Source organism: Cupriavidus sp. MEYA8, from assembly GCF_059278825.1.
The window spans coordinates 344354-357879 of sequence record NZ_JCAEMD010000003.1; the positions used below are offsets into that span (position 1 = coordinate 344354).

Annotated in this window: 9 protein-coding genes and 3 pseudogenes; 5 read left to right on the top strand and 7 right to left on the bottom strand. The window is 62.6% G+C overall.

Annotation, left to right across the window (positions count from 1 at the left end):
* Positions 1 to 698 precede the first annotated feature (698 nt).
* Positions 699 to 1649 (bottom strand): annotated as a pseudogene (locus AC5WJ1_RS29425) (tyrosine-type recombinase/integrase); the annotation flags it as partial.
* A gap of 352 nt (positions 1650 to 2001) precedes the next feature.
* Here AC5WJ1_RS29425 and AC5WJ1_RS29430 point away from each other — a divergent pair.
* Entirely contained in the window at positions 2002 to 3267 is a 1266-nt protein-coding gene (locus AC5WJ1_RS29430; RefSeq protein WP_022540107.1) for an IS256 family transposase, read from the top strand.
* Positions 3268 to 3665: 398 nt separating this feature from the next.
* On the opposite strand, the gene AC5WJ1_RS29435 is transcribed toward AC5WJ1_RS29430, so the two are convergent.
* Positions 3666 to 3788, bottom strand: coding sequence for a hypothetical protein (locus AC5WJ1_RS29435; protein ID WP_494477025.1), 123 nt, complete (start codon positions 3786 to 3788; stop codon positions 3666 to 3668).
* Between the two features lie 235 nt (positions 3789 to 4023).
* Between AC5WJ1_RS29435 and AC5WJ1_RS29440 the strand changes: the two genes are divergently transcribed.
* From AC5WJ1_RS29440 to AC5WJ1_RS29455, 4 genes and pseudogenes are all read left to right on the top strand, one after another.
* Positions 4024 to 5037, top strand: coding sequence for an IS110 family RNA-guided transposase (locus AC5WJ1_RS29440; protein WP_435385428.1), 1014 nt, complete (start codon positions 4024 to 4026; stop codon positions 5035 to 5037).
* A 480-nt stretch (positions 5038 to 5517) separates the two neighbouring features.
* Positions 5518 to 6054: pseudogene (locus AC5WJ1_RS29445) on the top strand (IS6 family transposase); the annotation flags it as partial.
* Between the two features lie 45 nt (positions 6055 to 6099).
* Positions 6100 to 6822 (top strand): IS6 family transposase, encoded by a 723-nt coding sequence (locus tag AC5WJ1_RS29450; RefSeq protein WP_494477395.1) that lies wholly within the window; start codon positions 6100 to 6102, stop codon positions 6820 to 6822.
* A 47-nt stretch (positions 6823 to 6869) separates the two neighbouring features.
* Positions 6870 to 7301 (top strand): annotated as a pseudogene (locus tag AC5WJ1_RS29455) (IS6 family transposase); the annotation flags it as partial.
* 104 nt (positions 7302 to 7405) lie between these two features.
* Here the strand turns inward: AC5WJ1_RS29455 and AC5WJ1_RS29460 are convergent.
* The 5 genes from AC5WJ1_RS29460 to AC5WJ1_RS29480 form a co-directional block, all read right to left on the bottom strand.
* Complete coding sequence (locus tag AC5WJ1_RS29460; protein ID WP_494477026.1) at positions 7406 to 8650, bottom strand: cation:proton antiporter; 1245 nt, start codon at positions 8648 to 8650, stop codon at positions 7406 to 7408.
* 340 nt (positions 8651 to 8990) lie between these two features.
* A complete protein-coding gene (locus AC5WJ1_RS29465; protein ID WP_494477027.1) occupies positions 8991 to 9578 on the bottom strand; it encodes a fimbrial protein in 588 nt (195 codons plus the stop codon).
* A gap of 451 nt (positions 9579 to 10029) precedes the next feature.
* On the bottom strand, positions 10030 to 10494 hold the full coding sequence (locus tag AC5WJ1_RS29470; protein WP_494477028.1) for a FimD/PapC C-terminal domain-containing protein: 465 nt from the start codon (positions 10492 to 10494) through the stop codon (positions 10030 to 10032).
* A complete protein-coding gene (locus AC5WJ1_RS29475; protein WP_494477029.1) occupies positions 10427 to 12577 on the bottom strand; it encodes a fimbria/pilus outer membrane usher protein in 2151 nt (716 codons plus the stop codon). The genes AC5WJ1_RS29470 and AC5WJ1_RS29475 overlap by 68 nt, the downstream gene beginning before the upstream one ends.
* A 108-nt stretch (positions 12578 to 12685) precedes the next feature.
* Positions 12686 to 13414, bottom strand: a complete 729-nt coding sequence (locus AC5WJ1_RS29480) for a fimbria/pilus periplasmic chaperone (protein ID WP_494477030.1) — start codon at positions 13412 to 13414, stop codon at positions 12686 to 12688.
* Between the last annotated feature and the right edge of the window lie 112 nt (positions 13415 to 13526).

The following is a 13526-nucleotide window of genomic DNA, read 5'->3' on the forward strand; positions in this document are numbered from 1 at the left end:
ACGGAATGCACAGGAACGCGTCCTGCTTCAGCGGACCTCATCCAACTGCGCCAGGGCCGCGCGCAGCGCCGGCAGGCGTTGGGCAAACCTGCCCAGGCGCGCGGCATCGGGCTCACGCTGCCGCGCGGCCCAGCCATCGCATCCTGCGACGCATTGCCATGAACCTGCACCGGCAGGACCACATCACCAAAGCCGGCTTGAAGATTCGAGCAGGTTGAATCACTCTAATGTTATGAAATAGCAATAATTGATTTAATCAATACAACAAGTTTTGTTCGTGAAGGATTAAGTCGGATGTAAAACGCGCCGCCCCTTAAGGCTGGATACGCCGATGGCCACCTCGACCAGGTCGTAAAGCTGTTCACACGCGGGGCAACCGCCCGCGCGCCCACAAAGAAGCGCCCCGATGAATCGGGGCGCGGCGGGACCTTGAAGTCAGTGACAGCGCTGATCGAGCGGAGACAAGAATCAGAGCTGCCAGTCTAGGGGAATCCTGTCACGGAAAATCTGAACCTTTCTCTCGCCGTCCTACCGGCGAAAATGCGCCGGCGGTACGGCGCTTGGCCGTTTGATCTTCACGCAGTCCGGTGAACGGATGCCGCAGCGATACACGCTGCCGGCCCGCTTGGCGACGATCCGGGGTTGTACGCCGGAACCCCAGATTTGCTGGGATTCTTTATGATTCAGTGAGTTAGCGGCTATTTCCGCGCCGCAAAGGCTTGCCGCATCTGCCGTGCGCGCTGGATTTCATCGCCGTGCAGGTACATCGAAGTCGTCGCGATCGAGGCGTGGCGTAGGTTATCGCGCACGGAGGTGAGTTCAGCCCCGCGGGCTAGTGCATGGCTGGCGTGACTGTGCCGCATCCAGTGCGGCGTAGCCCGGCGCAGCTTCTCGGTGGCCACGGGATGATCAGCGCCGACCGCGTCGGCAGCCTGCAGGAAAAAACGCCGCATGACCCGCCAGAGATGCGGGCCGGTGATGCCGGCATCGCCATCTTCGCCCAGGCTGCCCACCAATGGCGTTTTGGGATTCCAGCGCGCTGGCATCACCGGTAGCTGTCGTTGCGCCAGGTACTGGTCGAGCGCGGTAGACGCGAGCGGCGGCAAGGCAACCGTGCCGGCCTTGCCGCCTTTGCCGACCAGATGCAGCCAGGGTTCGCCGTGCGCGTCGACGCGGATGTTGCCCAGCGCGGCGCCGACCAGTTCGCTGGCGCGCAGGCCTGTCGCGTAGCCAAAATCCAGCAGAAAACGTAATCGCTGCGCCGCCGGCTCGGACCAGCCGTACGACCACTCCAGACCATCGGCAATCGCACGCAGCAGCAGCCACTCCCCTTCGGTGAACCCTCGCGTCGTATCGAGCGCCGGTCGTGTGGCGTGGCCTCGCACTTTGACGCCGGCAAACGGGTTGGCCAGCACGTAGCGTTGTTCGATGAGCCAGCGGAACAGCGCCGAAATCACGGTCAGCGCATAGGCGGCCGAGCGCGCGGACAGGCTACCCGAGAACGGGCGCCATTCCACCGAGTCACGCGGCCGCGGTGGTCCCACCCAGCGCTCGCGCGGCGTCGGACGCCTCACGAAGGCGCGGTATGCGATGGCGTCATCGGTCGTCAGCGACGAGAGCGCCCGCCCGCGTTCAACGATGGCCCAGAGGGGGCGGCTTCAGAAAACGGAGAATATTGCCCGCTAAGACCTCGTCTTGCGAGTTAGCGTCCTGATAAAGACCGCAAGGGGCGGAACTCTCCGGCATCAAATTTATGGCTCATGCGCCACAAGTAGTCGCCAGTCAGGCTGATGTGCCCCCAGCCCAAGGGCGACAGATAGGAATGTTGGTGAATAGCGGTCACGCACCGGCATCAGCGCTAGCGGGGTTCCAGGACTTCGATGAGCTAAAGTCGAAACTGGTGTACGGGCGGGGAATTTGAGGCGCGGAGTAGAGGGCGGTGGAGCTTTCCGCTGAGAATCTGATTGTCGAGATCGGAAACCAGCACAAGAAAGGTCCACCATGAGCAAGGATAAAGGGAAAGAAGCAGTCGGTCTATCGGAAATCGGGCTTGGGCTCGAGGAGCTGATCAGGCGCGGGGCTCGGCGGGTCATCCAGGAGGCGATTGAAGTGGAGCTGGCAGAGCTGCTTGAGCAGTTCAGTAACGTCAAGACGTTGAGCGGGCAGCGCGCCGTGGTTCGCAATGGCTACCTCCCGGAGCGCGAGGTGCTGACGGGGGCCGGCCCGATTGCCGTGAAGGTGCCCAAGGTGCGCGATCGGTCCGGGTCTGGCGTGAAGTTCAACTCGGCGATCGTGCCGCCGTATGTGAGGAAGTCGCCGCGGGTGAGTGCAGCGCTGCCCTGGCTGTATCTGAAGGGAGTATCGACAGGCGACATGAGCGAGGCGTTGTCGGTGCTGCTTGGTGAGGATGCCAAAGGGCTATCGGCCAACGTGGTGAGCCGATTGAAGGCGCAGTGGGCAGACGAGCATGCGAGCTGGAATCAGCGTGATCTGTCGGCGGCGCGCCATGTGTATTGGTGGGTGGACGGCATCCACACGGGTCTGCGTAGCGAGGGATCGGACGGGCAATGCCTGCTGGTCATCATCGGCGTTACGCCAGACGGCAGGAAGGAGCGCGTGGCGATCGGTGACGGCTATCGGGAATCGAAGGCATCGTGGGTGGAAGTACTGTTGGACCTGAAATCCCGCGGCCTGCAGGCTGGCCCGCTGGCGGCGGTCGGCGATGGCGCCATGGGATTCTGGGCTGCCCTGGAGGAGGTGTTCCCGGCCACGCGCGCCCAGCGTTGCTGGTTCCACAAGATGGGCAATGTCCTGAACGCCTTGCCCAAGTCCCAGCACGGCCGCGCCAAGGCAGATCTGCAGGCGATTTGGATGGCGGCCACCAGGGCAGATGCCTATGCTGCCTTCGATCGCTTTGCGACGATCTACGGCGCCAAGTACCCCAAGGCCACCGGCGTGCTCACCAAGGACCGAGACAGCCTGCTGACCTTCTACGACTTCCCGGCCGAGCACTGGCAGCACATCCGCACGACCAACGCGATTGAGTCGACCTTCGCGACCGTGCGTCACCGCACGACGCGCACGCGCAATTGCGTGTCACGAGCGACTTTCCTTGGCCTGGCCTTCAAGCTGATCGAGGAAGCCGAGAAAACATGGCGCCGCATCAAAGGTGCCGAACACATCGAACTGCTCTTGAAGGGCGTCCCCTTCAAGGACGGTGCCCCGGCGCAAGACAATCCGCCGGTTCAGCAGAAACTCGCCGCCTGACGACCGGCCACGATCAACCTTCATACACCAGATTTGACTTTATCTCGACTTCGATGCCGACGGCTGCCAACGGGCAAACTCCCCAGCCCTGCGAACTGGGGTGCCAAAGCGGTTGATAGTGGTTGGTGGATGTCATCCCGGATGTGGTAGCCGCGCAAGCGCCAATTGAGGAAGGCGCTACTTGGCCTTGCCACCGCTTGGCGAGCCGGCAGCCGGACGTGTCGCCCAGACCAACGGGTGCGTGTCGCTCGCGTCGAGCTTGTCGGCCGCCGACCGCGTGCACGCAGCACCGGCCGCGATAGCCCCTCCTAATAGGCGTTATCGGCCAAGTAGCAAAAAGCGTGGGGGGTCTTCTGCTCGCGCGCCAGCTTCTTCTGCTGCGCCTGCGTCTGCTCCACTCACCCGGCCAGCCGCTCCAGGCTGGCGTTGATCTTGACGAGTTGAGCGACTTCCTGCGTCACCTTGGACGCCTTGTCGGGCTGCGCGAGCAGCGCTGTCGGGATCAGGAACATTCCTACCAAAAAACAATTTCTTCATCGTCTTGTATGCCGTCCATGAGCTGGCTGAGGGTCGGGGATCGGCTGGTGGCCGCGCAGCTTGACCGAGCCTCGCATGCGCGGCAGCGGCACCACGCGGTGGGGGAACGCTGCATCCATGGGGGCATTGATAATCATATAGCCGGTCGTGGCCTCGCCTTGAGAAGTGGTGAGGTTAGAGTCAAGGTGGGACGTGCACTTTGACCTGACGGAGGCCGACATGAAGTACTGCGGAATAGACCTGCACTCGAATAACAGTGTGGTGGTGGTCAGCGATGTGGAGGATCGTATCGTGCTACAACGGCGTCTGCCCAATGATCTGGAGCAGATCCTGTCGGCCCTTGCTGCCCACCAGGATGAGCTGGTTGGCGTCGTGGTGGAATCGACCTACAACTGGTACTGGCTGGTGGATGGGTTAATGGATGCCGGCTACCAGGTTCATCTGGCGCACGTCGCAGCGATCAAGCGGTACGAAGGATTGAAGCATAGCGGAGACGCGGCCGATGCCGCCTATCTGGCGCAGTTGCTACGTCTGGGGCTATTGCCTGAAGGTTACATCTATCCACGCGAGCAGCGGGCTGCACGCGACTTGGCTCGCAAGCGGATCCAGCTAGTCCGGTGCCGAACCGCCCAGATTCTGGCGATCGAGAATCTCTTCGCGCGCCATACGGGCAAGTCAATGAGCAGTCGCACGGTCAAGCGCATGACCACCGAGCAAGTGGACGCGATCGGCCTGCCGGCGGACGTCGCACTCGCGGTCAAGGCAAATCTTGCGATCAGCGACGCGTTGCAACAACAGATTGCCATCCTCGAGAAACGGCTAACCGAATGCGTCAAACTACGAGCCGAGTATCTTCTGCTGAAGACCGTGCCCGGGATCGGTGAAACGCTGGCCACCACCATCATGCTGGAGACCGGAACGCCAACGCGGTTTGCGGAGGTCGGCAAATTCAGTTCGTATTGCCGCTGCGTGGACAGCGCACGGCAAAGTAATGGCAAGAAGAAAGGCGAAGGCAACACCCGCAACGGCAATGCGTATCTCGCGTGGGCCTTCGTCGAGGCGGCCAATTTCACCTTGCGCCAATGCTTACCGGCGCGGCGCTTCTATGAACGCAAGCTTCGCGCCACGAACCGGTTTGTCGCGCTCAAGGCCGTGGCCCACAAACTAGCGCGCGCCTGTTACTACATGCTGCGCGAGCAGCAGCCATTCGATGTGAACCGATGCTTTGTTTGATGGTTCGGCGCAAGCTGGGCGAGCCAGTAACGTGACTGGCCTGCAACCAGGGCTTTGATTGGACGCTCCCCCTGCGCCGACCGACTGTTTGCGGATGATTGAATCGCCCAGGCCGTGAGCCACCTAAAGACTGGCGTCGCGTGCGATAGCCAAGGCATTGTAAACACGCCTTTGGACACGGTCTGGCACCGATGGTTTTCTGGGGCGGTCAGCGCCGCCAGGGCGGCTGCGGATATTGGCGCAGCCAGCTTGATCCCGATGGGTGTCTGGCGCGATTCAGTTCGCAGCCAACCAAACGAAAACATGGGCGCGATTTCGCTCCAAGAGCAGCACGGTAGTGATTGCCGAATGTTTCGTTGGGTGCAGGGGTGATGTACTGCTGCATCACCCCTGCACCCAACGACGGGGTAGTGTTGTCCCTTGACTCGGGTCGGCTAATGGGTGTCACGTTGGCGATTGGGAATCGCGTAAGATGGCGCGATGAAGAAGAAATCGCCCTATCGCGGTCACCGTTTCCCCGCCGTCATCATCAGCTGCGCGGTGCGCTGGTATTTCAGGTTCAACCTGAGCCTGCGCGATATCGAGGAACTGCTGTTCGAGCGCGGTGTCGTCGTGACCTACGAGACAATTCGCCGCTGGTGCGATAAGTTCGGCGCGGGGTTCGCGCATCGTGTGAAAGCCGCACGGCGCAAGCCGGGGACCACCTGGCATCTCGACGAGATGTTCGTGACGCTGCGCGGCGAACCCTACCTGCTATGGCGGGCGGTCGACGAGCATGGCGCCGAACTCGACATCCTGCTGCAGAAGCGGCGCGACAAGGCCGCGGCCAAACGCTTCTTCCTGCGCGTGCTGCGTTCCTGCCCAGCGCCGCGCCAGATCGTCACCGACCAGCTGCGCAGCTATCCGGCCGCAAAGGCCGACATCCCGGCGCTGGCCGGCGTCAAGCACGTGTTCGTGAAGGCTGCCGCTCGCGTGAACAATCGCGCCGAGAACAGCCACCGGCTCTGTCGCGATAAGGCGGGAGGGGTAGAATCGTCGGCCAGAAATGCTGGAAGCACCTTGATGACGAAGCCGACGAAGACACCCCGCAAGACCTTGCCCGCGGGCCTAACCAAGGTGCTCAAGCGCCTGCACTACCCGTTGGACGTGATCTTGCTGTGCGTGCGCTGGTACGTGGCGTATTCGCTGAGCCTGCGTGATCTGGAGGAAATGATGGCCGAACGCGGCCTCGCGGTCGATCATTCGACCGTGCACCGCTGGGTCATCAAGCTGTTGCCATTGTTCGAGAAAGCGTTTTGTCGCCACAAGCGCCCGGTCGGCAAGAGCTGGCGCATGGACGAAACCTTCAAGGTGCGCGGCAAATGGACGTACCTTTATCGCGCAGTGGACAAGGCCGGCAACACCGTCGACTTCTTGCTGCGCGCTCGCCGGGACAAGGCTGCTGCGCGGCGTTACTTTGAGAAAGCCATTGGCCAGAACGGCGCACCTGATATCGTGACCATCGACAAAAGTGGAGCCAACCTGGCCGCACTGCATGCGGTGAACGCGCAGCGTGAAACGCCGATCAGGATCCGTCAGCGCAAGTACCTGAACAACATTGTTGAGCAGGACCACCGGGCCATCAAACGGCGAACGCGGCCCATGCTCGGGTTCAAGAAATTCCGATGCGCACGCATCATCGTGGGTGGCATCGAGACCATGCACATGATCGCCAAGGGGCAGATGAACTGCCCCAATGGGACCCGTTTGTCCGCCGCACAGCAATTCTATTCCCTGGTTTCATAAACCAGCCCGCTTCACTTGCTGGCTTCGCCGCGCCGGCGTTATCGCGACAGAACCAGCGGAAGTACCTGTACCGGGCGGTCGACAAGGCGGGCCATACCATCGACTTCCTGCTGCGCGCCCAGCGTGACAAGGCCGCAGCACGGCGGTTTTTCGAGAAGGCCATCGCGCAGCACGGCCAGCCTGACACGGTGACCATCGACGGCAGCCCGGCCAACCTGGCGGCGCTGCACGACCTCAACGCCGAACGGGAAACTCCCATCGCCATTCGCCAGGTCAAGTACCTGAACAACGTCGTCGAGCAGGACCATCGGGCCATCAAGCGCATCACCCGACCGATGCTCGGGTTTAAAGCCTTTCGCTGCGCGACCATTCTCCTGGGTGGCATCGAGTTGATGCATATGATCGCCAAGGAGCAGATGCAGCGTCCCGGTGGGGCCGCTGCGTCCGCTGCACAGCAATTCTATTCCCTCGCAACATAAGCCAGCATCAATGCCGGCTTCTTGCCGGCTGGTCTTTCTTACTGCGACAAAACCCCACGCTCTGCAACGGGAAAGGTGGAAAGCTGAAAAACGCGGACAGGCTGTCATTTGGCAGGTGTTCCGCTCAGATGTCTGACCAGCCGACCCAGCGTGGTGGCTTGTATCAGCAGGCTGAACACGACCACCAGGTAGGTCACACCGACCAGCATTTCGCGGCCGTGGAAGTCTGGCAGGGACAGTGCCAGCGCAATCGAAATGCCACCGCGCAGCCCGCCCCACGTCATGATAGTGGCCGAATGCGGATTGAGACGGCGGAAGTTCTGCAAGGCCAGCAGCGGAACTGCCACGCTGACGCCACGTGCCAGCAGCACCACCGGGATGGCCGCCAGCCCCAGCCAGATGATATGTAAATGCAGCGACAGCGCGATGATCTCCAGCCCGATCAGGCCAAACAGCACCAGGTTGAGCAACTCGTCCAGCAAGCCCCAAAAGTTGAACAAATGCTCCCGCGTCTTCTCGGACATCGAGGTGGTGACGCCATGGTTGCCGATCACGAGCCCCATGATCACCACCGACAGCGGCGCCGATACGTGCGCCAGTTCGGCCAAAGCGTAGCCGCCCGTAGCCAGCGCCAACGTGATCAGGATTTCCACCGGATAGCTATCGATGCCGCGCAGCATCAACGAGGCACCGTAGCCCAGCGCCGCACCGAGCGCCAGCGCGCCCAGCACCTCGCGTACGAGGGCTGTCGCCACGTGGGAGGCCGAAAAGTCAGAAGCGCCGGTGGCCAGGCCGACCAACGTGAGGAAGGCAACCACGGCCGTTCCGTCGTTGAACAGCGATTCTCCCGCAATCTTAGTCTCCAGGCTTTCCGCCGCACCCGCCTTCTTGAGCACGCTGAGCACCGCAATCGGGTCCGTCGGCGAAATCAGGGCGCCGAACACCATACACCAAAGCAGACTGATGGGATGGCCGAGCCACCGTGTCACGTAGTAGAAACCGCCGCCCACGGCTATCGTGGAAATCACCACGCCGACGGTGGCGAGCAGGATCACCGCACCCCGCTGCTGCCGCATGCGGGTGAGGTCGACATGGAGGGCACCGGCGAACAGCAACAAGCCGAGCAGACCATGGAAGACCAGGTCGGAGAAATCGATCATGGCCATCAACATACGAGCGTTGCTCACCATTTCGGGGTGGTTGAAGCCCAGGATGGAGAGACTCAGGCAGGCGACGAGCCCGACGGCAGTGATGCCGAGCGTGTCGGGCAGCTTGATGAAGCGGTGATTGATGACGCCGAAAATCGCGATGAGCGCCAGTAGCGCACCGCTCCCCTGAAACACGGTCATATACGGATGGTTCCTCTGGTGATGGATGGTCTAGGTAATGGAGCCCGCCGCGCAGGCGCCACTCGGGCATGCCTTGGTGCAGACTACGGCCGCCTACGCCAAGACCGATCTGGGCCAGCTATTCGTCGAGCAGACGTTTGCCGACACGCCGCGGACCAGCGACTGAGGGACCATCTCGCGCCGAGAGGCCAGCGCAAGGACGAATACGCGAGGCTGGCGGTCTTTGCTACCGACGGGACGCGCTGCTGGCCTGGCCCTTGTCGATTTGGATGGCCTTCCGCAGCGCGGCCAACTCGCCTATGCACGACCTGACTTCGCCAACGTGACCGTGCCGCTGCACCTACTGATACGTCATGGTAAAGATCGCCCGTGCAACCACGGCACCCGGAGACACCGTTCCAGTGCGGATGTACTGAGCCACAAATGGAAGCGTCCAGGTACCCGTAGGCGATGTGCCCAATGCAACCGTCTTGGTGACGGGCGTAGAGGTCGGGCTTCCCGAGCCGGTGACAAAAGGGGTCTGTCCGAGGGTAATGGGATTATTGTTCCTAAGGACGCGGACCGTGATGCCCGACGCGCCCCCGGACTGGAGCGTCAGATTTGCCGTCGCGTTGCCATTGTTGTTGGCATCCGTCAGCAATATCCCGACCTGCGATGGGCCGCTGCAATTCAGGACGATGTTAAACGGCGTATTGCCAGCCGTTGAACCGACGGACTGAAGGGCGTTTGCGCTGATGGTCGGCAGGTTGACGGCAATCGCCGTTGTTTGCACCGTGCAGGTGGGAGCGACCGTGGTCGTGGTTCCATTGAGCGTCAGTGTCCCAACCCGGCTTCCGGACCAGTAGCCCGTCCCATACACCCCAGAGTACGACATGGAACCTGCGGTGATCGGCCCCGTAACCACCAGTTGCACGCGGAACCACCCCATGGGACCGCAGTTGGTGGTGCAATAGGAAGCTGACGCGACGGTTCCACCATTGGTCAGGGGTACGGCATACGAGCCTGTCGTGGTCCCGCTGCCGTCTGCGGTAAAGAATGCAGCGATGCCGATACCGGGGATGTTGGTGGCGTAAACGGAGTTTCCCGAAACGAGAGTACGACTTGTGGTTAGCGCCGCAGTCCCCTTTGGCTACCAACGCAAAGGTAGAGAATCACTTTTGGATCTGCGGAGACCCAGCCACTGTCGTAAAGCATTGTGCCGATAGCCGGATTCGCATTCGTCGGCAGTTGGCTGGGTAGATTGATAATCGCCGAGCCGTTACCGCTACTAGAGCATAAGGCAAATGCGGGAAGCGCCACCAGCATTAGAAAGGCGGCCAGGAAGCCTGTCCGAACGAGAATCACAAGCCAGTGCATAGTCTGAAACATTGTCGAAAGCCTCAATTGGCGGTTGCGGTCAGGGCCGCATCGTGGCAGATGGCACGGACGACGCCCATGAGGTTCTTTTGCGTCTTTGGGTCGGCGGGCAGTTGATAGCGCAGTTGGCATGATTTGGCTGGGTCCTCGCCGAGCGCCACGCTGAGGGTGCCGCTGTCGGCCTTGAGCCCACGCGCGATGATGCGCCCGCCCTGGGCCACCGTGCCCACAGCTTGGCCACTGGCGTCACGCACCTCGGCCCCAAACGGCAGCGGCTCGCCGTCAGCACGCTTGACCTCGAGGATGGCCATGCGGCCGGCGTTCTCCGTGTCGAACCTCAGCTTCACGACCGCGCCAGCGGTCGGCGCCACCTGTTGCATCGTGGACTTCAGTTCCACGTTCATCGGCAATCCCTGTGGATCAATCTCGACCTGGTTGCGCCAAAACGGCGTCAGGTTCGACACCACGGCGTGGCCCCAGGGGTCCACGCGCAGCCCGCTGCCGTTGGTCAGCCGCGCGCCGGCCGCATCTTGGCCTCCACGACCGCCACCGTATCGCCCAGGCTCGGCGTGAAGGCCACGCCCCCGCGTACGTCACGATGCCGCCGGCCAGCCCCGCGCTCACCTGCGTGTAGTTGCTGCTCTTGCTCGCACTGACGCTGAGCGTCGTCACCGGCGACACATAGGACACATTGCCGCCTACGCTGGTGCTGGCCGCCCCATTGCCACTGTTGCGGCCCACGTTGATACCGTAGGCCACGGCGCTGTCCCTGCCAAGCGTGCCCGTCACCGTTTCCTGCAGGCTGGTGCTGCCCGAGGAATCCTGCTGCAGGCTTGTCATCGAATACGGCGCGCGTGGACTCTGGCCCAGCGGGACGCCCACGTTGAGCCCCACGCGGTTGTCCCACCGGTTGGCCGTGACGTTGAACTGGCGTGAGACCGAGACGCCGTAGTTGATATGCATGTAGCTGTTGTTGTAGCCCGCCTGGAGTTGGGTATCGCGGCCATTGCGGTTCCAGTAGTCCTGCACCGAGCCCGACAGATAGAAGTTGCCATAGCCCTGGGCCAGGGCCTGGTTGACAGTGACCTGGAACCGGCCGCGCTGGATGCCGCTCATGGCAAAGGCCATGCCGCGTTCATCCAGGCCCCGCAGGGCCATGGCATCGGCCAGACCCAGGTAGCCACCGCTGGAGTAACGGTAAGCGGCCAGCGTGAGGTTGGTGTTGGTCGGCTGCACCAGCTTGCTGTAGGAAAGCCGCACGCTCTGGCCACTGCGGCTGGGCTCATTGGCCAGCCACGTGGAGGCGTGGGTGATGTCCGCACCGAAGGCGCCATAGTCGGTGTTCAGCGCCGCCCCCAACAGCCCGGCGACATAGTGGGGCGACGCGACCACCCCAGCGTATCCGGTGATGAGGTTGGTGAAACCGTGCTGTACCGTGCCCTGCAGCAGGGGCGGCGAGGTGTGAACGCCCGGATTGCGGTATTGGCCCGCCGTGACGCTATAGCGCGTGACACCGGGTCGCAGCGCGTTGACCGCGGCTGCGTAGGGCACCCGCGAGACGTGTACGCTGCCGTCGGCTTCGGTGACGCGGACTTCCAGGTCACCGCCGTAGCCAGTCGGATACAGGTCATTGATCTCGAACGGGCCGGCCGGGACCGTGGTGTCGTAGAGGATGTTGCCATTCTGGCGGATCTGCACCTGGGCGTTGCTCTGAGCGATGCCGCGCACGGTCGGCGCGTAGCCCCGTTGCGATTGCGGATACATGCGGTCATCACTGGCCAGCTGCACACCGAGAAAGCCCACGCTGTCGAATAAGGCCCCGTCGGTAAAGGCCTCGCCAATCACGAGCTGACTCTTGAGCGGCACGATCGAGCGTTGCAGGTTGGTTTGCACGCTCTGGTAGCGGTTGCCCGTCTGCTGGTCGTGCGTGAAGTTGCCCCGATGATGAAAACGCCAGGGGCCAACGTTCACGCCGGCGTCCAGGCCCAGGTAACCCTGGGTCGAAGCCATGCCCTGGCTGTCACTGTGATACACATTGGCGTTGTACTGCAGACGCGCGGCGTTGATGCCTTCGTCCCAGTACTTCGGATCCACGTAGCCGCGGGCCTGGCGTAACATGGTCGCCTGCGGCACGCTCACGTCCAGGCGCTGCTCGCCGTTATCAAAGGTGGCCGTCGCATCTTCGATGATCTCCGGCAACGCGACGCAAGCCCCCGTGCCCTCCAGGCGTGCGCTGGCCTGCGGCTTGAGTTTGGTCAGATCCACCCCCATGCGCTCGAGAAGCGCCCGGTCAAAACACGGCTGGACATTGCGGACGTTCCCATCGACGGCGCGCAGCGTCACGTCACCGCGACCGATCCAGGTCTGATTGACATACAAGTCGGCGCGGTAGTCGCCGACGAGGGCCACGTTGCCCCGGTTGAAACGGCTGATGTCAATCTGCTCGCCAGGCACCTTGCGCAGGAAGATATCACTGAACTTCGCCTCAGCCGCCAAGCTCCCGCCGTCAGCCGCCATGGCGGTCGCACTGGCAGCCAGCAGGCAGACGGCCGGGCCGATCTGGTGGCGCACGGGGAGCGTGGGAGATGGCTTACGCATTGGAAATCACACGAAATAGCGGGCAAGCCGCTACCTACGCCGGCGATGGGATTGGCCTGGTGGTCCCGGTGCCCATGGGAATTACGGAGCCACGGCGAGTGCAGCTTCTCCGTCAATGGCGCCGCCAAAGTCGCTGATGGCGTGGTAGCGAACCTTCAGGTCCGGCGCGGGACCCGCGGCGTTGCTCAGCCCAAACACTTGCGTGTCTCCCGGCCTCACCATGCCGCCGTCATCGAACTTCGCCGACTTGCCCCCACCCTCGACCGCGAAGGCGGCGAACGAGACGAAGTACGGCGTCGGGTTGCGCACCTGCACCTGCTTGCCGCCAGGCAGCAGCCGCCATTCCACCTTGGCCGGCGCCTCCTGCGCGGTGCCGGCCAGCCCGGTCGGCCGGTAGAACAGCTTGATGCGCGAGCGGAATGCCAGTTGCAGCTTGTTGGCCTCTGCACTGCTCTCGGGCGGAATCTCCAGCACGTTGAGCCAGAACACCGATTCCTTGTCCTTGGGCAGCGGCTCACCGGTATAGAAAATCCGCAGCGTCTGGCCTTTGCCAGGGTCGATGCGGGACACCGGCGGCGTCACGGTAAAGGGCACGGAAATCTCCGACGGCGCTGCTTTGGGATCGCCCTTGTCCAGCCACACCTGCGTGAGCGCTGGCAGCTTTCCCTCGTTGCTCAGCCTGACGGTGGTCTCGCGCTCATTGGCGTTGAAGATCACGCGCGTGCCGGCAATGACCACCGAGGCCTCGGCTCGCAGCGCAACGACCAGACCGAGCACCAGCAAGGCCGTGGTCCAGACGTATCGAGACATCCGCGTGGGGGTCATGAGCATTCTGAGGTCGGTTGGGAACCGTGTATGCCAACGGTTGAGGGAGGGTCTGGCCGCTATTCTGTCAGAGTAAAAGCGGGGGATAAAAGTCCAG

Excerpts from the sequence above, each read along its gene's own strand:
- AC5WJ1_RS29440 (WP_435385428.1), top strand. The coding sequence starts at position 4,024 with ATGAAGTACTGCGGAATAGACCTGCACTCGAATAACAGTGTGGTGGTG.
- AC5WJ1_RS29480 (WP_494477030.1), bottom strand. The coding sequence starts at position 13,414 with ATGTCTCGATACGTCTGGACCACGGCCTTGCTGGTGCTCGGTCTGGTC.
- AC5WJ1_RS29450 (WP_494477395.1), top strand. The coding sequence starts at position 6,100 with ATGACGAAGCCGACGAAGACACCCCGCAAGACCTTGCCCGCGGGCCTA.
- AC5WJ1_RS29430 (WP_022540107.1), top strand. The coding sequence starts at position 2,002 with ATGAGCAAGGATAAAGGGAAAGAAGCAGTCGGTCTATCGGAAATCGGG.
- AC5WJ1_RS29465 (WP_494477027.1), bottom strand. The coding sequence starts at position 9,578 with ATGGGGTGGTTCCGCGTGCAACTGGTGGTTACGGGGCCGATCACCGCA.
- AC5WJ1_RS29460 (WP_494477026.1), bottom strand. The coding sequence starts at position 8,650 with ATGACCGTGTTTCAGGGGAGCGGTGCGCTACTGGCGCTCATCGCGATT.